Source organism: Pseudanabaena sp. UWO310 (assembly GCF_006861605.1).
In the GTDB taxonomy this organism is placed as follows: domain Bacteria; phylum Cyanobacteriota; class Cyanobacteriia; order Pseudanabaenales; family Pseudanabaenaceae; genus Pseudanabaena.
The window spans coordinates 21,265-39,804 of sequence record NZ_SELU01000039.1; the positions used below are offsets into that span (position 1 = coordinate 21,265).

Consider the following 18,540-nt stretch of genomic DNA (forward strand, 5'->3'; position numbering starts at 1 on the left):
TCTTCCTTAGGATTGATACCAAAGCTCAAAATGGCTACGACATTTTGAGCTTTGGTATTAGTGATTCTTTAGTAAAAATGGCTTTGCCATTTTTACTAAAGAATCCTAAGCAGAAACTACGGAAGCGAACTCTTGTGACTCGTTAATTTGGTTGAGAACTGGCGCATTCTCTAATGTCGAATCATTGTCAAAGCGGTGTTTTTGTAGATCCAGTGCAGCTTTAATCAAACCTTGGAACAATGGGTGGGGACGGCTGGGACGCGATTGGAACTCAGGATGGAACTGAGAGGCAATGAAGTAAGGATGGCTCGGAAGTTCGATCGCTTCAACTAATCTGCCATCGGGAGAAGTTCCGCTAATTACATAGCCCGATTCAATAAACAGCGATCGGTAAGCATTGTTGAATTCATAGCGATGGCGATGGCGTTCGTAGATGACCGATTCGTTATAAAGCTGATGTACGAGCGTATTCGGCACAAGACGACAGGCATACAAACCTAAGCGCATCGTACCACCAAGATTTACCACATCTTGCTGTTCTGGGAGAAGGTGAATGACGGGATTCTGAGATTCTGGGGCAAATTCGGCGCTATTGGCATCGCTTAGTTTTCCTACATTTCTTGCCCAATCAATGACCGCGCATTGCATTCCCAGACATAGCCCTAAAAATGGAATCTGGCGATCGCGTGCATACTGTACTGCCGCGACTTTACCATCGACTCCCCGATGACCAAACCCTCCAGGAACAACGATCGCATGGACATCCTTGAGGAATTTATCAGCACCATAGGCTTCGATATCTTCAGAGTTAATCCATCGGATATTAACATTACTATTAACGGCGATCGCCCCATGTTTGAGGGCTTCGATCACCGATAAGTAGGCATCGGTTAACCGAACATATTTGCCAACGATCGCCACTTCGATATGATGCTCGGAACGGTAAAGACGCTCCACAAGGGTTTGCCAACTGCGGAGATCGGGCTGGCGCTGTTGCATCCCTAGCAAACGCAATACCTGCTCAGCCAAGCCTTCACGTTCCATTGCTAAGGGCACTTCGTAGATGCTCTTCACATCTTGTCCTGTAATCACACACTCAGGCAAGACATTACAAAATTCGGAAATTTTGTCCTTGATATTTTGTGGTAAAGGACGATCGCTACGACAGACCAAGATATCGGGCTGAATCCCCACGGATTGCAATTCCTTAACCGAATGTTGGGTGGGCTTGGTCTTCATTTCACCTGCGGAGGCAATCCAAGGCATGAGCGTAACATGCATATACACCACGTTTTGTCGTCCCACATCTTTCCGAAACTGGCGAATAGCCTCGATAAAGGGTAAGGACTCAATATCACCAACCGTACCGCCAATTTCGACAATAACGAGATCGGGATTGCCATTTTTCGCAACCCGATGGATGCGTTCCTTAATCTCGTTGGTGATATGAGGGATCACCTGTACGGTTCCGCCCTGATAATCACCACGACGTTCTTTATTGATCACGCCTTGATAAATTGCGCCAGTGGTGACATTACTCAGCTTTGACATTGAGGTATCGGTAAATCGCTCGTAATGTCCCAGATCGAGATCGGTCTCCGCGCCATCTTCGGTGACAAAAACTTCCCCATGCTGAAACGGACTCATCGTACCGGGGTCAACGTTAATATAGGGGTCGAGTTTCAAAATCGCGATTGAATAATCCCTTGATTTAAGTAATCGTCCCAAACTTGCGGCCACGATTCCCTTCCCAATACTAGAGACAACTCCGCCAGTCACAAAGATATACTTAGCCATAAAATTTCGTTATTAGGATGCATTGGCTTATCACTTTGTAAACCATGCTTAACAAAGTGATTATATAGCAGTTGCTAGCTACCGCATAAAACCCCGCCAGCCTTGAATTTTGGTTTAGAAAAATTCTATGTTATACCAATTTCCAAAATGGCAACGCCATTTTGGAAATTGGTATTATTTCTCGGTCATTCTCCATACTCCATCCCATTCATTTTCAGGAGGATTGAGCAAGAAATGCTGACAACGGGTAATGTGAATATTGGCAGCTTTGTTGTGATGATCGAGTTCTAGAACTTCAGCAAACTCGGCTACAGCTTTACTAAACTTGCGGGCAAGGTAATGCTCTCGCCCAGCATGGTAATGCTCGATAATCCGATGTTGAACTTCCTTGAGGGGATCGGATTTCAATCCGATTAATTCATAAACACTCACGGGTTGATTTTTACCTTTGACTTGAATGCGATCTAGTTCGCGTACCCAGAGGCGATCGCCACAGAGCTTATAGGTCGACTCACTAATGATGGCATCCGTACCATACTGCTTGCTAGCCCCTTCAAGCCTCGAACCAAGATTGACACCATCACCGATCGCCGTAAACTCCATCCGCCTTGTAGAGCCAATATTGCCACTGATGACGGTATCGGAGTTAATCCCGATCCCGATTTTAATCGTTGCCATATCGAGTTCTTTTTGATTTTGGGGCTTGAGTTTTTCGATGCGTTTGATATTGAACTCTTGCAAGCGATCGCGCATATCAAGAGCCGTCTGCACAGCCATCCACGCATGATCGGGAATCGGCAAGGGCGAGCCAAACACCGCCATGATCGCATCACCAATATATTTATCAAGCGTACCTTTGTAATTAAAGACCGCTTCCACCATGGTTTCAAAATATTCGTTCAGCATCATGACCACATCTTCGGCGGCAAGTGACTCGGTAAGGGTGGTGTAGCTGCGAATATCAGAGAAGAGGACGGAAACTTCTTTGCGATCGCCACCCATCTTGGCATCACCACCTGCTAAAAGCTGCTCCGCTAATTCTTGGGTCATGTAGCGATACATCGTGCTCTTCAGTCGTTTTTCTTGGCTAATGTCCTCCATCACGACGAGAGCGCCACGTACGCCTTCTCCTTCATCACCCTCGGACATAGTATTAATGGAGATATTAATACTATGCTGCTCGCCATCGGTAGAGCGCAGCGTCTGATCGGGATAATACTGCTTGCGACTCTTTTCATCGCTACCTTCCAAGCTGGTGTCAAACCATTTTGTGAAATTTGCAGTTTCGATATTAATCAACTCGTAAACCGATTTACCCTCTAACAAGGTATCGTCAACGCCCAGCAGGTCATAGGCTCTTTCGTTGGCGGCGATAATTTTGCCATGTTTGTCGGTGGAGATCACCCCATCGGATAGGCTTCGCAAAATATCTTTTTGCATTTGCTGTTCTTGCTTCACTTTCGCGAATAGCTTCGCATTTTCGAGGGCAACCCCCGCTTGCACATTAAAGACCTTCATAAAGTCTTCGTCATTACTATTGAAGCTTGCTTTGAAGCGTTCGGGAGGGGCTGGCCAGATTGTGGGATCGTATTCGGGAAATTCACCACGCTGCACTTTGTTAACCAGTTGCGTCACACCAATCAATTCTTTGTTAGAGTTAAAAACTGGCATACAGAGCAAGCTACAGGTACGATAACCATTGGCTTGGTCGAATTTTTTGGAGTTATCGGCATCGGGATGATCGTACAGATCGAAGGGAATATTGAGAACTTCGCCCGTAATAGCTACCCTACCCGCAAAACCAACACCCATCGGTACACGCAATTCTTTAGTTGTGCCATCCTGATTGACGATCTGCGTCCAGAGATCATTGCGATCGCGATCAATTAACCAGAGCGTACTGCGATCGGCATTCATCAGCAGTTTAGCTTCGTCCATTACCTTTTTTAGGGTGGTCTCTAGGTCTAAACTTTGTCCGAGAGACATCGCCGCTTTCATCAGTGCATCGGCAGCCCGTTGTTTTTGGGCGGCCGAATAAAAAGCCTGAGAACTCTCTAAAATCAAGCGCATCGATGGCGCAAACTGAGCAAAAAGAGCCTGATCTTCTTCGGTAAACCCAATATTGTCAACACGTTCTTCAAGGGGCAGTGAATGATCGGTGACCTGTAATTTATTAATGAGCTGAACGACGGCAACTAATTGATCGTTATCGTTCAGCAGGGGCATAGCGAGCATTGAGTAAGTACGATAACCCGTTCGCTCAAACTGCTTTTTAGCCTGAGCCGAGCGGGGATCGTCAAAAAAATCGAAGGGGATATTAACGATCTGACCGTAGGTAGCTACTTCGCCCGCAATACTCGTTGGCTCGGTGGAAATGCGAATCTCAATGTTTTTACCTTTTTCATCGGTAACATTTGACCAAAGCTGATTTTTATCGGCATCTAACAAAAAAATTGTGGTGCGGTCTGCGGATAATAATTCGCCGATTTTGCCCCGAATCGCCTGTAGCATTTCATCAAGAATCACATCAAAATCGGTGTTGAGCATACCGAGAGTTTGATTGACAATCCGCAACCTTTGCTCGACATCGTTCACCACCTGACTAAACTTTTCGGGAGTGAGGGGGGCGAGTACGGAGGCAAAATTACCGCCTTTGGTTACGGTTAAAGCACTAGAGCTAGGCTCTGAAGCTTCTTGAAAATTTGATAAAGCTGGGTGGGTGTTGTGCTTAGCAGAAGGAAGTTCGCTGGAAGATTCGATCTCTGCAATCACATCAATCGTAGCGTTCGTATCTATAGATGGTATGCGAGAAGGGGATGATGGTGTCATATCAGCACTAAGATTTGCGGTTAGTCCCAACTTTTAAGAGCCTTGATGCCTATCCAAGTACTCTTGTTCCTGCAAGGTTATGCATGAGCTTAGGCAATGCCAATTTTAGGCAAATCGAAAGAGATATCTTAGCATCCCTAAGATTCCGATCGCAAACCCAGAAAGTATAGATGGAGCAAATTACCGCCTCAGATTTAGGTTTCGAGGCTATCGCAACGTCAGGGTTGCTTAGGATATAAAACCATAAACCCCCAAAGATGGGTGGCGGCGCTTTGCGCCGCCACTCATCTTTGGGGGTTTGATTCGTCCTAGCTATCTCTTAGGTTGCAATAGTATCTTGCTTAAGTCGATCGGGTACGATCCGCGATTGAATCATGCTTAGTAGGCGATCGCTCACGGATTCGATCGCTTCTGAGGCATCGACCATAATCGAAATATCTGCTTGAGCGTAGCGATCGCGCCTTTGCTCGTAGATATCGGTCAGCTTTTGAAGCGGATTTTCAGTTTGCAATAGGGGACGATGTTCAGATTCAGCTTTAAGCCGTTCGTGCAGAACATCGACGGGGACATCGATCCAAACGACAATCCCATCATGGAGGTGCGACCAATTGAGCGATCGCAGGACAATCCCCCCACCTGTTGCCACAACAAGACGGGTATAGGACGAGACTTGCGATAGCACCTGTTGTTCGAGATCGCGAAATAGCTCTTCCCCATCATGGGTAAAAATATCCGTTATTGACTTGCCTGCACATTGTTCGATTAAGGGATCGGTATCGACAAAGTTGTAGCCTAGCTTCTGCGCTAAAAGTTTACCTATGGTACTTTTGCCTGCACCCATCATACCAACCAAAAAAATATTCGTTCCGTTGAGCATTTGCCTATATCTTAAAAATTCGTAAAAGCTAAGAACAGTAGGTGTCGTTCCTAACCATAGTGACTAAAGCAATGTTCTCACAGCATTAGGGCTTCTCAGTCACCAAATATTGATGAACTTGTCAGTTGTAGCTATAGCCATTGTGGTTAAGAAACCAAACCCAAAATAGAGTTGCGGCGCGAAGCGCCGCAACTCTATTTTGGGTTTTGGTTTTGTCACGATATAAATTGGCAAGTACTTCTACTTTTTCGGTCTGAGGGGCTGAGATTGCTATAAAATTTGTATTGCCATCTTGAGGTTTATAGTAAAATCAGTTCCTTTCTGAGTAAATGTGAGGATGTAATAGAAGAATGCCCTATGCATAGGGAGTTATGAGCGAATCATAAGGGAATCGCAGCCTCACATTCCCCGTCGGGAACTTATACGGTGGATTTCATTTTGACGATCGCCAAAATGAAAAGTCAGAAACCTGATTGAGATTAATTTTGGGCTTGCCAATGAGCTTGCAGCCATCGAAAAACCGCTATAAGTCTAAGATATTTAACTAAGATATTTAAAATTTAATTTTGAAGAGTACGTTGTGAATGCTGAACTATCGCACATTCTTGTCCCACAAAAGTTTCCCCAAAAAATGGCTGTTAGGTTTAGGGATTATCAGTGTTGCGGCGATCGCCAATGCGCTGTTTTCGCTAGAACATGATTGGCATCTTCTGAGCATCACCACGATGATGGTGGGCGGAACGCTTTTGTTTACAAATGTGCGCAAGAGTTTTGCTGCGACGAACGAGCAATCTCAAGTTATTGATCGCAGTTTTTTATTTAAAGAACTAGAACAAATTCAAAAAGCGATCGCTAAAATTGCCAATCCGAGCGAGCGGGAGTCGCTTGATGCCCAAGCTCGTCAAATTTCTAGCAATCTCCAAAAAAATCATTTTCGGATCGTCATTTTTGGCACGGGTTCGGCGGGTAAAACTTCTGTACTTAATGCCCTAATGGGGCGAAAGCTAGGCAAGACTGGAGCCGAGATCGGGACAACCACAAACCGTCAAGAATATACCTATCAGGGGATCGACTTTTCTCCTGTTGGTATCAATCCGATCCATAGCGATCGCCATTTGGAATCAAAGCTTAAGCGCCAAATTTCACTCCTCGATACCTCTGGTACGCAGGAAATGGGGGCAATGGGTCAGCAGCGAGAATTGGAGTCGCGACAAATAGCTCGAAATGCGGACTTGATGGTATTTGTCACCGCAGGTGATTTGACTAATAGTGAATATCGCGACCTCGAAGATCTTACGGGTTTGGGTAAAAGGGTAATCCTAGTATTTAATAAGACGGATTTATATTTACCTAGCGATCGCGAAGGCATCCTCAAGAAGCTCAAGCAGCGCACCGCCGCATTTTTGGCAGAAATGGATATTGTGGCGGTCTCTGCTCAACCGAGTCCGATCAAAGTCCGTCAATATAGCTCAGCCCATGCCAATTCGCCAGCCCATATATCAGCGCATAACGAAGTCGCAAAGGAATGGTGGGAAGAGCTTCCGCCCGATGTCAGTGCTTTGAAAGAACGCATCGAATCAATTCTGTCTAACGAGTGGGAGGATTTGCTGATCTCCAATACCCATCAGCAAATCGTAAGTTTGTGGCAAGCAATCAATGGTGCGATCGCGCAAGAACGTCGCCAAGATGCAACTACGATTATCAATCGCTATCAATTCATCGCCGCCACAACGGTTTTTGCCAACCCAATTCCCGCGATTGATCTCCTTGCGGGAGCCGCCATCAATACCCAAATGTTGATCGATCTTGCCAAAACCTACGATCGCCCCTTAAATTTCAAACAGGCTCAGCAGTACGCAATGACGATCGCTCAACAGCTATTGCAGCTCGGCTGTATAGAAATTGCTACTTCTGCGATCGCCTCTTGTTTTAAGGTCAATGCGGTCACCTATGCGATCGGTGGTTCAGTGCAAGCGGTTACTGCGGCCTACTTAACCCATATTGGCGGCATGAGCTTTGTGGCATATTTAGAGCAGCCTGAAATGCCATCCGACCTACGTAAATCTCCCATCTCGCTCGATAACCTGCAACAAATATGTCAAAGAACATTTCAGGCATTTCAAAGTGATCGTTTTGTGATGGATTTTGTAACAAATATTATTTCCCGTCGGGTAGCTGCCAACTAAAACACAACCAACTTAATGTAGCTATAGGACAAATCAAACCCCAAGAATTGACTGGCGGCGCAAAGCGCCGCCAGTCAATTCTTGGGGTTTATATCCTAGTACAACGACAGCTATAAAACCAAAAGAGACAGCGCATAGCGCTGTCTCTTTTGGTTTTACACGCAGTGGTAGAAATTACAAGTCGCCACTATTGGCGGATAGCAAAAAGATAATGACGGGACCAGAGATAACAATTAGAGCTAAGCAGGTCAATTGAAAAATTAGCTGAAAATTAATGCTGGAGAATAGGGAAGTTACGAAGTCCATAGCAGTTTTCTTAAATATGATTAATAAATCAAACAAAATTCTAGAGATATTCTAGCAAGCATCGCTACTCAAAAAATCTTTAAAACCTAGAAAATTAGATAGGACGACCTCACTCCCCCGCTTCATTTTCTGGATTTTTGGCAAACCAAAAATCGGTTTTAATAAAGAAGCGCTATCATTTGAAATACAATCACACTACATTCATAATTGGTAAGAGTTATACCTGTGCGCTATCGAATTTGGTTGCTGGCAATACTTGCATCTGTTAGCGTTGGAGCCTCTCCCCTCCGCGCCCAAGCTCTTCTGCCCCACACGACAAGAATCAATTTTGGCAATTTAGAAGAGCAAGCGCTCAACTTGGCAAGAGAAGCTGCCCAACTTGCTCAATTTGAGCAGTATGATTTGGCTTTACCTCGCGCCCGCTTAGCCGCGCAATTAGCTCCAAAAGCTTTTCAAACCCAAGGAATTCTCGGCAGTATCTATCTGCGTAAGGAGCAATATGCTGAGGCGATCGCTGCTCTGAATATGGCAAACGATCTCAAAAAAGACGAACCCACAATTCTATTTAGTCTAGGGGCAGCCTACCTTCGCAATAAGAACTATCCCGAAGCTATTAGCAATCTGAAAAAAGGACTATCCCTAGAACCCAAAGCAGCCACGGCGATGTTCGATCTAGGCAACGCTTACTTCTTAACCAAGCGTTATGATGAAGCGGTATCAATCTATAACGATGTATTAAACCTCGATACCAAGTTTTGGGCCGCAACAAATAACATTGGTTTAGTCGAGTATGAAAGGGGCAATGTCGATCAGGCGATCGCCAAATGGCAAAACTCCCTCAAGCAAGCGGAAAAAGTTGAGTTTCTCGCTGCCGAACCAACCCTTGCTCTAGCTACGGCTTTTTATCGTAAGGGCGATCGCGATAAGGCTTTACAATTGGCAGTCGAAGCAATGAAAATCGACCCTCGCTACGGCAAAGTCTCTTATCTCGTCGAAAATCTTTGGGGCGATCGTCTAGTTGCCGATGTACAGTTAGTCCTATCCCAGCCACAAGTTAAACAAATTTTAGATGAGAGTGATCTTTCTACTCGTCAAGTCCCTAAAATTCGTCGCAGATAAACAACAAAAATCAAGCCCAATAGAGAGTTGCGGCGCTTCGCGCCGCAACTCTCTATTGGGCTTTTTGTCCTGACTTAAGTGGCTATAGCTATAAAACCCAAGAAGAGAAGGTTGGCGCTTGCGCCAACCTTCTCTTCTTGGGTTTTATTTTTATCCTAACGCGAGTAGCTATAGCTTTTTGCTAGCTAAGGCTAAGGTAGGGAAATTAGTTCTTTCAGCAAAAACTTGAGCATTCTTTTCAAGGGCAAATTGCTCGTGAGCCATCCGCATTTGGGAATTGATAGCAACGGTGGTGGCATCGTAGAAATTGGTTGCGAGCTTAGGATAAGCACCGATCGCAATAATCGGCACTAGGAAGCAAACGGCAATAAATACCTCACGAGGTCTAGCATCGCTAAAGTCGGCTTCGCTAGGCAAAACACAACTTGTACCAAAACAAACTACATCTTGATGCCCCTGTGCTCTGAGACTGATATCGGAAATATCACAGCTAGGATTGATGTCACAGGTGGGATTAGCATCGGAAGCGTAGAAAATCTGCCGCAACATCGAAAGTAAATAGATCGGCGTGAGGATTACACCCACAGCAGCCAAAAATACGGTTACTGTGCGGAAAGTCGAGCTGTAAGCATCACTGGAAGTCATACCAACAAAAATCGATATTTCACTAGCAAATCCACTCATACCAGGCAGGGCAAGCGATGCTAACGCGCCAACGGTAAACAAAGCAAATACCTTAGGCATCACCTTACCGATATAGCCCATCTCCGTCATTAACATCGTATGGGTGCGATCGTAGGTTACGCCAGCAAGGAAGAACAAGACTGAGGCAATTAACCCGTGGGAGAGCATCTGCAACATCGCGCCACTAATCCCTAAGTCAGTGAATGAGGCAATGCCGATCAAGACAAACCCCATATGGGAAACTGAAGAAAAAGCAAGGCGGCGCTTCATATTAGTTTGAGCAAAAGAATTCACCGCACCGTAAACGATATTAATTACCCCCAGCATTGCCAAAACAGGCGCAAAATAAACATGGGCATGGTCAAGCAATCCCATGTTTAGGCGAATTAAACCATATCCTCCCATTTTTAATAAAACACCTGCCAAAATCATCGATACAGGTGACGATGCTTCGCCATGGGCATCGGGCAACCAAGTATGTAGAGGAAAAATAGCAAGCTTCACACCAAAGGCTATTAACAAACCTGCATAGAGAGGAAGCTCTAGGGCAAGAGGGAAATCCTTCAGGGCTAGTTCGGTCATATCAAAGGTTAGGTTATTGCCATAGAGCGCCATCGCCAAACCTGCGACCAGAATAAAAATAGATGCGGCTGCCGTATAAAGCAAAAATTTAGTAGCGGCATACTGGCGTTTTTGACCTCCCCAGATTGAAACGAGCAGATAGACTGGAATCAGCTCTACTTCCCACATGATGAAGAAAAGGAGTAAATCTTGGGCAACGAATACGCCGATCTGGGCAGAGTAAAGCACCAACATGAGGAAGTAAAAAAGACGAGGCTTAATATTAACTTGCCATGCGGCGAAAATAGAAAGTGTGGTAACGAGTCCAGCAAGTAAAACTAGAGGTGCAGATATACCATCGACTGAAACTGCCCAACTAAGTCCTAGTTGGGGTATCCAAGTGTACTTTTCCGCGAGTTGAAATGTCGCGTGGCTCGGATCGTAGTTTTTCCAGAAGGCATAGCACATTAAAGTGAAATCGGCGATGCCTACACCTAATGCATACCAACGTACGGTTTTACCTTCCTTATCGGGGAGTACGGGTATAAGTAGGGAAGCTACGAGCGGCAGCAGGACAATCGCGGTAAGCCAAGGAAATTGGTCTAATGTCATGTCAATGAGAATAAATACTTACCAAGGAGAATGTTAAGCATTGTACTAAACTTTACAAAGTTTTAAGCATGATTCTTTTCGATGCCTATCATCACAATAACTAAAATATGTCCCCAAAACCTTCCTCTAAAGATGATTGGCGGCGCAAAGCGCCGCCAATCATCTTTAGGGTTTTATGTCCTAACCAAGCCTTACGAAGATGAGCGATCTCTAAAGGCTAACTATCTCCTTCTGGGACGACGCGCCGATCGCTTAATTGGTGGTTCATCCTCGTAGGGCTTTTCATAGGTATTTCCGTAGGACTTCGAGCGATCGCCAAAACCATCAGGGGAATTATCCTTATCCCAATCGTCAAAACCATCCACATCACCTTTGTAGACATTTCTGGGTGGATCTAAAGGCTCAGCATAGGGATCGGTATAAGGGGCTTGATAAGAATCCTGATAAGAGCGATCGAAATTACTATCTCGCTCAAAATTAAAATCTTGAGGTGGACGCGATTTTGTCCTTGGGCGGCGTTTAGGTTTAGGGCGAGGGGCGCTGGCGCTATATTCGTCTTCATAGGCAGAGCGCTCCTGACGGCTTTGATAGAGTTGCGTTGCTTGCTGCCCTGCCTTGTTGAAAAGCTTGCCTAATTTTTCATCGATCGCAAAGCCTTTGCGGGTTTGAATGGAAATCGTGCCACTAATGCGATCGTGAAAAGCTTGGCGCTTCTCATTATCGACGATCGCAAAGGCTGCATCGGCAACAAAGGGAATCCACGCAAAAACAATGAGGGTCGAAGTAATCGTTTTAATCAGAAAAATGGAGCAAATAAAGACAAATATCTCGCGCTTCATAAATGCACCGAGTCCAGCCGTTTTGCCATATTCCGCATCAATCACGCGAATGCTGATCAGCCACCTCCCAAAGCTCTGCCCCTGTGCCCGTGCAGCAATAAATACGCGAAAGACAAACCATGTTGAGATAAATATAAATAGATGCAGAGGATTAGCTGAGTCAATCGATAGGATCGATACGGTTAATTCGGAAATAAACCAACAACTTAAAAAGTCTACGATGAGCGCTCCGAGGCGTTGATTGACCGTAGCAAGGGGATAGCGGCTGTAGGCTGGCTCTAAGTCCATTGTGATTGCTTGTGTGATTGCTTGATTCGTGATTAAGGCACAGAGTTATATTCTATGCCTTTATAATTGCACTTACAGCGCAAAGCGCTGAAGCAAAATCCAAAGAAATTTTTGAAAGCGCAGCTTTGCAGCGCTTCCAAAAGTTTCTTTGGACTTTATAGCAAAGGAGCCATATCAAAATGACACAGGCGATAACTCGTAAATCTCTCAATGCCTCTCTATATGAGACAGACTTTTTGCTAGTTTAAAAACTATATGGAATGATATTTTTGATATTGCTTTTCCTCTTGCATTGCGAAGTGTTATCGATGATTATGAGGTAAAAGACTATCACATTCCTGAGCAATGGCAGTTTAGATATGACATTTACGCAATGTTGAATATTAAGTTTTGGGATGAGTAGATAAGCTATAAACAAATGAAGCGATTAATAAAACATCAGCAATTTAGTTTGTTTGATCCAATATCACTTTTTTCACAAAGTCAATATAGAGCAATAGATTTATTCTCAGGGATAGGTGGAATAAGATTAGGTTTTGAAAAGGCATTTAAAGAAAGAGTAGAGTTTGTTTTTGCCTCTGAAATCGACAAGTATGCTCGAATAACTTATGAAAGTAATTTCGGTGATTTTCCTCATGGAGACATAACTAAAATTCCTCCTCACGAGATACCAGCATTCGATATTTTGCTAGCTGGATTCCCTTGTCAACCTTTTTCTCATGCAGGATTAAAAAAAGGTTTTGACGATACAAGAGGTACTTTGTTTTTTGATATCGCAAAAATCATAGAATTCCATAGACCAGAGGTTGTTTTTCTTGAAAATGTCAAAGGATTTAAAAATCATGACAGAGGAAATACATTTGCTGTTGTTAAAAGAACTCTTAATGATTTAGGTTATAAAGTATTTGCAGAAGTTCTAAACGCTAAAAATTTTGGAGTGCCTCAAAACAGAGAAAGAATTTACATTATTGCTTTTCAAAATCAAGATATTAATTTTGAATTTCCAACAGGAGATAATCAAGAAATCAAGTTAGGCAATATTTTAGAAGCTAATGTTGATAGCAAATACACTATTTCAGATAAATTATGGGAAGGACATCAAAGAAGAAAAGCAGAACACCAAGCAAAAGGTAATGGCTTTGGATATTCTCTGTTTAACTCTGACTCATCTTATACCAGCACAATTAGTGCTAGATACTATAAGGATGGCTCTGAGATTTTAATTGATCAAAAGAGTAAAAATCCAAGAAAATTAACACCAAGAGAAGCTGCTCGTCTTCAGGGGTTCCCAGATGAATTTAAAATCATTCCTAGTGACACTCAAGCATATAAACAATTTGGCAATAGTGTAGCCGTGCCTGTTATTGAGAAACTAGCGAAAAGTATACTAACTTATTTAGTCTAGTTTAATATGTCTCTATTATAAGACTATCCCAAAAATCATTTAATGCACGCCATTGTGAATAAGGTCTATTATTCCCTTGATACATACCACTATCGAAAAAAACTACTCCTTCGGCAACAAGATCAATCCAAGATTCAAAAGTAATTGGCTTGCCAAATTGAATAGCAGTGTACACGCCTAAATTATTTTGAAGACACTTAAACCATCCTTTATTATTAAACTTCGCCTCGACTTTTTTCTTCATAGAATTGCTTTTCCATCGAGCCAAAATCAAATCATTGATTTGCATATTCACTGGAATAATATCTGCCTTGTCTTTTCTTAAATCTTTCTCAAAACTGTAGACTGCAATAATATCTTTATTTTCATCAACTATTAACTCTTGTCCATATCGATTAATTTTTTTGATTTTTGGAACAACTTCTCCAGACCAAGAATAACGATCTTTATCTGGCTTGTATGTCCCAAATATTTGCATAAAATTATCTCTATTTACTCCAATGATTCGAGATGTAAAATATTTAGAATCTTTAAAAATATAATAATCTGCCGACCAATCACCAAAAGTTGTTTTACCAGAAGTTGTTTGATTTTTCATTTCATAACCAAACAAATCTGCTTCGGTTCTATTATTAACCTCAATTCCCATTTGACGCTCAAGCCAATGTCCAGATTTACCGTCATGTTGTTGGTTGCTATTCGATATATCTGGTTTTTTACCTCTTACATTATTATTAAAACGATTGATGATTTCTTGTTTCCCTTCTTCCATTTATAGCCCACTCAATAGTTCCGATAGGCTGATACCTAAACCATTACAGAGCTTCTTCAAATTTAAGTAGGAGGGATTTCTTGCAGATCTTTCTAATAAACTGATATATGTTCTATCAAAGCCACATTTTTCAGCTAACTTTTCCTGAGATAATCCAAGGCTTTTCCGTCTTTTTTTAATTTGTTCTGCTAGAAGCTGTAGTGCTAGCTTTGAGTCATCATCCATGAAATAAAGCTAAAATAATGCAGACAAAACAACAACGGACAATTCGTCTCATTTTGAATCTAGAGCCGTATGAATAATTATCTTGCGATCGCCATTGGCAACACCAGAATTAAGGCGGTTATTTTTGGTGGCGATCGCCAAATTATTGAAGAATATGCTTATACCCATGACCAATTACCAATCTTAGAAACGAAACTTACGGATCGAGATTTTGCAGATATTGCGATCGCTTCCGTCGTCCCCGATCTGCTCACCATCTGGCATAATCTACCGCAAACCCAAATTATCAAAACGAGCGATGTGCCTTTGCATGGCTTGTACGCGACGATGGGATGCGATCGCGCCTTGGCAGCCTATGGCGCAGGAGAAATCTATGGCTATCCTGTCTTAGTGATCGATGCAGGAACAGCCATTACCTTAACGGGGATTGATGCGGATAAGGCTTTATTGGGTGGGGCAATTGTCGCGGGACTGCGATCGCAGTTTTGGAGTTTGTATCAAAATACGGCAGCCTTGCCCGATGTCCATATTCCCGAAACCTTGCCAAATCGTTGGGGCATGGATACGCCTAGCTCAATTCAAGCGGGGATTGCTCACATATTTTTATCAGGTTTGCAAGCTTATATTACTGATTGGCGATCGCAGTTTCCTCACGGTCGAGTAATTCTGACAGGTGGCGATGGCGATCGGCTCAAATCTTGGGGGCTAAGAGTAGATGCGATCGACCCACTCTTAGTTTTTTGGGGAATTTGGCATTGCTGTCGCAAAACTATAGCTATCGCCAAATGTACTAGGACATAAACCCCAAGAATTGACTGGCGGCGCTTCGCGCCGCCAGTCAATTCTTGGGGTTTGATTTGTCCTCATTCAAGTAACTGTAGCTATAAAACCCCAGAAAAAATTAAGGAGGATCACTTTTAATCTAGAATTATCAGAAAAGCATCATACTTAGATCGTGAATTTTAATCCTCAGCTTTGTCGTAACGAAAGTGAAGTCGAAAGTAAATTAATTGTGCAGTATCTTTTGCCCATGCTGGGTTACGATGCGAGTAAGTGGCATCAGGAAGTTGCTCTAGGTAGTATTCGTTTAGATTTTTTAGCATTAATTTCCCCAATTATCCCCGCTAGTCCCGACGCATTCCCCAAAGCATTCCCCAAAGCATTCCCTAAAATTTGCGTGGTAATGGAGGCAAAACATCCTAAACAAAATCTTAATTTTCATGTGCGTCGTCTTAGGCGTTATTTAAGCAATCTACAAGTTCTCTATGGAGTTTTAACTAATGGCAAAGATTTTCGGATTTATGAACTGGAGGGCGATGGGATAAATCTAATTTTTCAATGTCAAGGCTCAGAAATAGCTGATAAAATACCGAAAATCAAAGATATCATTGGTAGAGATAAATTAGCAGGACTAGAAGCTAGTCAATCCCAATCATCGATTGATTTTCCGATTCCAATTAAGACTATAACTTTACCTTCGGAACCTATTTCACTTGTAACTTCAGAATCTATAACCATGAAAACGATCGCAATCTATCACAATAAAGGCGGTGTCGGTAAAACCACAACAACGATTAATCTAGCCGCAGCCATGAGTCGGAAAGGATTAAAGGTATTGATTATTGACCTTGATAGCCAAGCAAATACCACCTATGCAGCAGGGTTAATGAAATTTGCCAATGAAGACGATGATATACTCAAAGACTGCAATGTTTACAATGTCATCCATTACCCCCGCTCCAACTACATTCCTGAGATTGCCTTAAAAGGAAGTTTTACCTATCCTGAAGTAGATGTGATTCCCGCCCATATCAATTTGATCTGGCAAGAAAATACCCTCGTCGATCAAGAGAGTTCTAAATTTCAATTGGTCAAGAAATTGGAACTTGTGAAAGATAAATACGATGTAGTTTTGATTGATACACCGCCATCACTCAATCTATACGCCAAAATCGCCCTAATCGCCTGTGACTATTTAATCATTCCTTCCGATCTAAAACCATTTGCGAATGAAGGTTTGCGTAATGTCCGAAACTTTATTCAAGAGATTGATGAATTTCGCAGTTATACCAACCGAAATGGGATCAAGGTGTTGGGGGTCTTACCTTCTAAAATACTCACAAATGCTAATTATATTAAGGCAACACTTCCCAAACAGGAAAAAGTCATCGCAGAACGCTATGGATTTCCAGTTCTAGAAACTCGCATTTTTCAACGGGAAGACTTATCGCGAGCGGTTGATAATTTCATACTCGAAGGAGATATTCAAACTCCTGACCCCAAATCTATTTTCGACTTTAAGCCTGATTCCATATCAGCCGCTGAATTTGAAGAACTCGCCAATGAGATTCTCAGTAAGATAGGAATGCGCCCATGAGTCTCCTGACATCTTCGATCGATCTTGATATGATCGCACCACCAATAACTGAAGATCAACCGCAATTTCCTGCCAGTCAGATTGATCATCTCGCGCAGCTATTTTTACAAGTCGGTGACACAGTCCGACCAATCATATTAAGGAGAATCTCACCAATCTCCTTTGAGATTTTGGAAGGATATTTTGAATATTATGCAGCGATGAAAGCACAGGAAATAGATGATCAATTCACAGCTATTCGCGCCTATGTAGTTCCACCCGATCGCGAGTTAGCGATTCTCAATCAGTATCAATTTTTGCGATCGCTATCCACTCCACCTGCAAACGAAAAGATAGATTCCTTACTAATTAACCCTAGCGAAAGGCAATCCGACTTAGAGAAAATAGAACAAACAATAGAACGAGCCATTGCCAATCGCTTAGACCAGAAAATTGCTGCCACCATTGAGCGCATAGTCGAAGAAAAAATTGGTTCGAGCTTTCAAGCCATGACCAAGCAGATAACGAACCAGATAACACAACAGTTGGACATGCATTTATCGGAGATCAAGCGATCGCTATTATCAGCACCAGTTACTCCTTCAGTTACTCCTTCGGTCAATCAGATTACCGAATCTTCAGTACCTCCCATGGAAACCACTTTAAAAACAGTAACCAAGAAAAACAGTAAATCCACAGGAACGAATCAGCCCAAGACTCGATCATCAGGATCATCTCCGACAAAATCCGCTATCAAGGAAAGCGACCCGAAAGTAATCGAAGTTCTTAGGGAATTGAATACGTTAAATTTTGGCGATTTAGAATATAAGCTATTAAAATCCAAAAGTAAGAAGTTTGCTAGACCGATTTACGAACTAAGGTTACAGCAACCCGATCAAAAATTCCAATCAATCCTCGATATCACCAAGGTTGAGGGAATTGCGGAAAAAACCATGCTGAAAATTATTGATGCATGGTAGCTGCATGATAATTACAACACTTTTGTGAATTAAAAACCAAACCCAGTAAGGGTTTTCAAAACACAAAATGGCGTAGCCTTGTGTTTTGGGATTACGTTGCTATACTTAGCAAAAACAGTTATACCAATTCCCAAAATGGCGTTGCTATTTTTGAAATCTCAAAAGCTTACTGGATTTGTCTTTTAATTAACTGAAGTGTTGGCTCGCTTCAGTGAACTTCAGTTAATTGATATAAGAGAATAACTGTAAACGATTGCTAAGTTTAATAAATTTAGCTTAAGAAGAATTTTTTGATGTCTGATTACCTCATAGGATTATTTTGATTAAAAAAATTTTTATAGGTAATTAGACTTAAGCAAAAAATTATGACATACCTAACCCTGAACTTATTAGCAGCCGTACCTACAACCCCAGTCTGGTCTCCCAGCGTAGCTCTGATTATGATTACCGCTAATTTATTTGCATTAGTTGTTGCTCGTTATGGTATCCAAGTCAAGGGTGTTGGTCCTAGCTTACCTGTAGAGCTTCCAGGACTATTTGCAGGTTTTGGTTTGCCAGAATTACTCGCAGTTACTAGCTTTGGTCATGTTCTTGGAGCTGGTTTGATTTTAGGATTAGCCCAAGCAGGCTTGTTATAGCTGCCGCCAGTTTTGTAAAGAGAGTTACCACGCTCTGCGCGGCAACTCTCTTTGGGGTTTTATGTC

General features: G+C 42.7%; 15 protein-coding genes. 7 read left to right on the plus strand and 8 right to left on the minus strand.

What is annotated here, in order from left to right; translation table 11 throughout:
• Positions 1–105: 105 nt before the first annotated feature.
• The 3 genes from PseudUWO310_RS13895 to PseudUWO310_RS13905 form a co-directional block, all read right to left on the minus strand.
• Positions 106–1,797 (minus strand): CTP synthase, encoded by a 1,692-nt coding sequence (locus PseudUWO310_RS13895; RefSeq protein ID WP_142602238.1) that lies wholly within the window; start codon positions 1,795–1,797, stop codon positions 106–108.
• A gap of 174 nt (positions 1,798–1,971) precedes the next feature.
• The gene (locus PseudUWO310_RS13900) at positions 1,972–4,626 is read right to left on the minus strand and encodes an adenylate/guanylate cyclase domain-containing protein (RefSeq protein WP_142602240.1); all 2,655 of its coding nucleotides are present in this window, start codon (positions 4,624–4,626) and stop codon (positions 1,972–1,974) included.
• Between the two features lie 319 nt (positions 4,627–4,945).
• Positions 4,946–5,503 (minus strand): shikimate kinase, encoded by a 558-nt coding sequence (locus PseudUWO310_RS13905; RefSeq protein WP_142602242.1) that lies wholly within the window; start codon positions 5,501–5,503, stop codon positions 4,946–4,948.
• A 584-nt stretch (positions 5,504–6,087) separates the two neighbouring features.
• Between PseudUWO310_RS13905 and PseudUWO310_RS13910 the strand changes: the two genes are divergently transcribed.
• A complete protein-coding gene (locus tag PseudUWO310_RS13910; RefSeq protein WP_142602245.1) occupies positions 6,088–7,689 on the plus strand; it encodes a YcjF family protein in 1,602 nt (533 codons plus the stop codon).
• A gap of 174 nt (positions 7,690–7,863) precedes the next feature.
• On the opposite strand, the gene psb30 is transcribed toward PseudUWO310_RS13910, so the two are convergent.
• Positions 7,864–7,995, minus strand: coding sequence for a photosystem II reaction center protein Ycf12/Psb30 (psb30, locus tag PseudUWO310_RS13915; protein ID WP_071590161.1), 132 nt, complete (start codon positions 7,993–7,995; stop codon positions 7,864–7,866).
• 225 nt (positions 7,996–8,220) lie between these two features.
• On the opposite strand from psb30, the gene PseudUWO310_RS13920 reads away from it, so the two are divergent.
• Complete coding sequence (locus PseudUWO310_RS13920) at positions 8,221–9,114, plus strand: tetratricopeptide repeat protein (protein ID WP_055073752.1); 894 nt, start codon at positions 8,221–8,223, stop codon at positions 9,112–9,114.
• Positions 9,115–9,282: 168 nt separating this feature from the next.
• Here PseudUWO310_RS13920 and PseudUWO310_RS13925 read toward each other — a convergent pair whose 3' ends face one another.
• Together PseudUWO310_RS13925 and PseudUWO310_RS13930 are read right to left on the minus strand one after the other, a co-directional pair.
• Entirely contained in the window at positions 9,283–10,971 is a 1,689-nt protein-coding gene (locus PseudUWO310_RS13925; protein WP_142602247.1) for an NAD(P)H-quinone oxidoreductase subunit 4, read from the minus strand.
• Between the two features lie 221 nt (positions 10,972–11,192).
• Complete coding sequence (locus tag PseudUWO310_RS13930) at positions 11,193–12,098, minus strand: RDD family protein (RefSeq protein WP_142602249.1); 906 nt, start codon at positions 12,096–12,098, stop codon at positions 11,193–11,195.
• A gap of 418 nt (positions 12,099–12,516) precedes the next feature.
• Between PseudUWO310_RS13930 and PseudUWO310_RS13935 the strand changes: the two genes are divergently transcribed.
• Positions 12,517–13,503 (plus strand): DNA cytosine methyltransferase, encoded by a 987-nt coding sequence (locus tag PseudUWO310_RS13935; RefSeq protein WP_142602251.1) that lies wholly within the window; start codon positions 12,517–12,519, stop codon positions 13,501–13,503.
• A 1-nt stretch (position 13,504) separates the two neighbouring features.
• Here PseudUWO310_RS13935 and PseudUWO310_RS13940 read toward each other — a convergent pair whose 3' ends face one another.
• On the minus strand, positions 13,505–14,275 hold the full coding sequence (locus PseudUWO310_RS13940) for an LlaMI family restriction endonuclease (RefSeq protein WP_142602253.1): 771 nt from the start codon (positions 14,273–14,275) through the stop codon (positions 13,505–13,507).
• Positions 14,276–14,500, minus strand: a complete 225-nt coding sequence (locus PseudUWO310_RS13945; protein ID WP_142602255.1) for a helix-turn-helix domain-containing protein — start codon at positions 14,498–14,500, stop codon at positions 14,276–14,278. It abuts the gene before it with no gap.
• Positions 14,501–14,569: 69 nt separating this feature from the next.
• Here PseudUWO310_RS13945 and PseudUWO310_RS13950 point away from each other — a divergent pair, with 69 nt between their 5' ends.
• From PseudUWO310_RS13950 to psaK, 4 genes are all read left to right on the plus strand, one after another.
• A complete protein-coding gene (locus PseudUWO310_RS13950) occupies positions 14,570–15,301 on the plus strand; it encodes a type III pantothenate kinase (protein ID WP_142602257.1) in 732 nt (243 codons plus the stop codon).
• Positions 15,302–15,455: 154 nt separating this feature from the next.
• On the plus strand, positions 15,456–16,877 hold the full coding sequence (locus PseudUWO310_RS13955) for an AAA family ATPase (RefSeq protein ID WP_142602259.1): 1,422 nt from the start codon (positions 15,456–15,458) through the stop codon (positions 16,875–16,877).
• Positions 16,874–17,836, plus strand: a complete 963-nt coding sequence (locus tag PseudUWO310_RS13960) for a hypothetical protein (RefSeq protein WP_142602261.1) — start codon at positions 16,874–16,876, stop codon at positions 17,834–17,836. Before PseudUWO310_RS13955 ends, PseudUWO310_RS13960 begins: the two co-directional genes overlap by 4 nt.
• A gap of 365 nt (positions 17,837–18,201) precedes the next feature.
• The gene (gene psaK, locus PseudUWO310_RS13965; protein WP_009627858.1) at positions 18,202–18,474 is read left to right on the plus strand and encodes a photosystem I reaction center subunit PsaK; all 273 of its coding nucleotides are present in this window, start codon (positions 18,202–18,204) and stop codon (positions 18,472–18,474) included.
• Positions 18,475–18,540 lie beyond the last annotated feature (66 nt).

Excerpts from the sequence above, each read along its gene's own strand:
- PseudUWO310_RS13895 (WP_142602238.1), bottom strand. The coding sequence starts at position 1,797 with ATGGCTAAGTATATCTTTGTGACTGGCGGAGTTGTCTCTAGTATTGGG.
- PseudUWO310_RS13900 (WP_142602240.1), bottom strand. The coding sequence starts at position 4,626 with ATGACACCATCATCCCCTTCTCGCATACCATCTATAGATACGAACGCT.
- PseudUWO310_RS13905 (WP_142602242.1), bottom strand. The coding sequence starts at position 5,503 with ATGCTCAACGGAACGAATATTTTTTTGGTTGGTATGATGGGTGCAGGC.
- PseudUWO310_RS13910 (WP_142602245.1), top strand. The coding sequence starts at position 6,088 with ATGCTGAACTATCGCACATTCTTGTCCCACAAAAGTTTCCCCAAAAAA.
- psb30 (WP_071590161.1), bottom strand. The coding sequence starts at position 7,995 with ATGGACTTCGTAACTTCCCTATTCTCCAGCATTAATTTTCAGCTAATT.
- PseudUWO310_RS13925 (WP_142602247.1), bottom strand. The coding sequence starts at position 10,971 with ATGACATTAGACCAATTTCCTTGGCTTACCGCGATTGTCCTGCTGCCG.
- PseudUWO310_RS13930 (WP_142602249.1), bottom strand. The coding sequence starts at position 12,098 with ATGGACTTAGAGCCAGCCTACAGCCGCTATCCCCTTGCTACGGTCAAT.
- PseudUWO310_RS13935 (WP_142602251.1), top strand. The coding sequence starts at position 12,517 with ATGAAGCGATTAATAAAACATCAGCAATTTAGTTTGTTTGATCCAATA.
- PseudUWO310_RS13940 (WP_142602253.1), bottom strand. The coding sequence starts at position 14,275 with ATGGAAGAAGGGAAACAAGAAATCATCAATCGTTTTAATAATAATGTA.
- PseudUWO310_RS13945 (WP_142602255.1), bottom strand. The coding sequence starts at position 14,500 with ATGGATGATGACTCAAAGCTAGCACTACAGCTTCTAGCAGAACAAATT.
- PseudUWO310_RS13950 (WP_142602257.1), top strand. The coding sequence starts at position 14,570 with ATGAATAATTATCTTGCGATCGCCATTGGCAACACCAGAATTAAGGCG.
- PseudUWO310_RS13960 (WP_142602261.1), top strand. The coding sequence starts at position 16,874 with ATGAGTCTCCTGACATCTTCGATCGATCTTGATATGATCGCACCACCA.
- psaK (WP_009627858.1), top strand. The coding sequence starts at position 18,202 with ATGACATACCTAACCCTGAACTTATTAGCAGCCGTACCTACAACCCCA.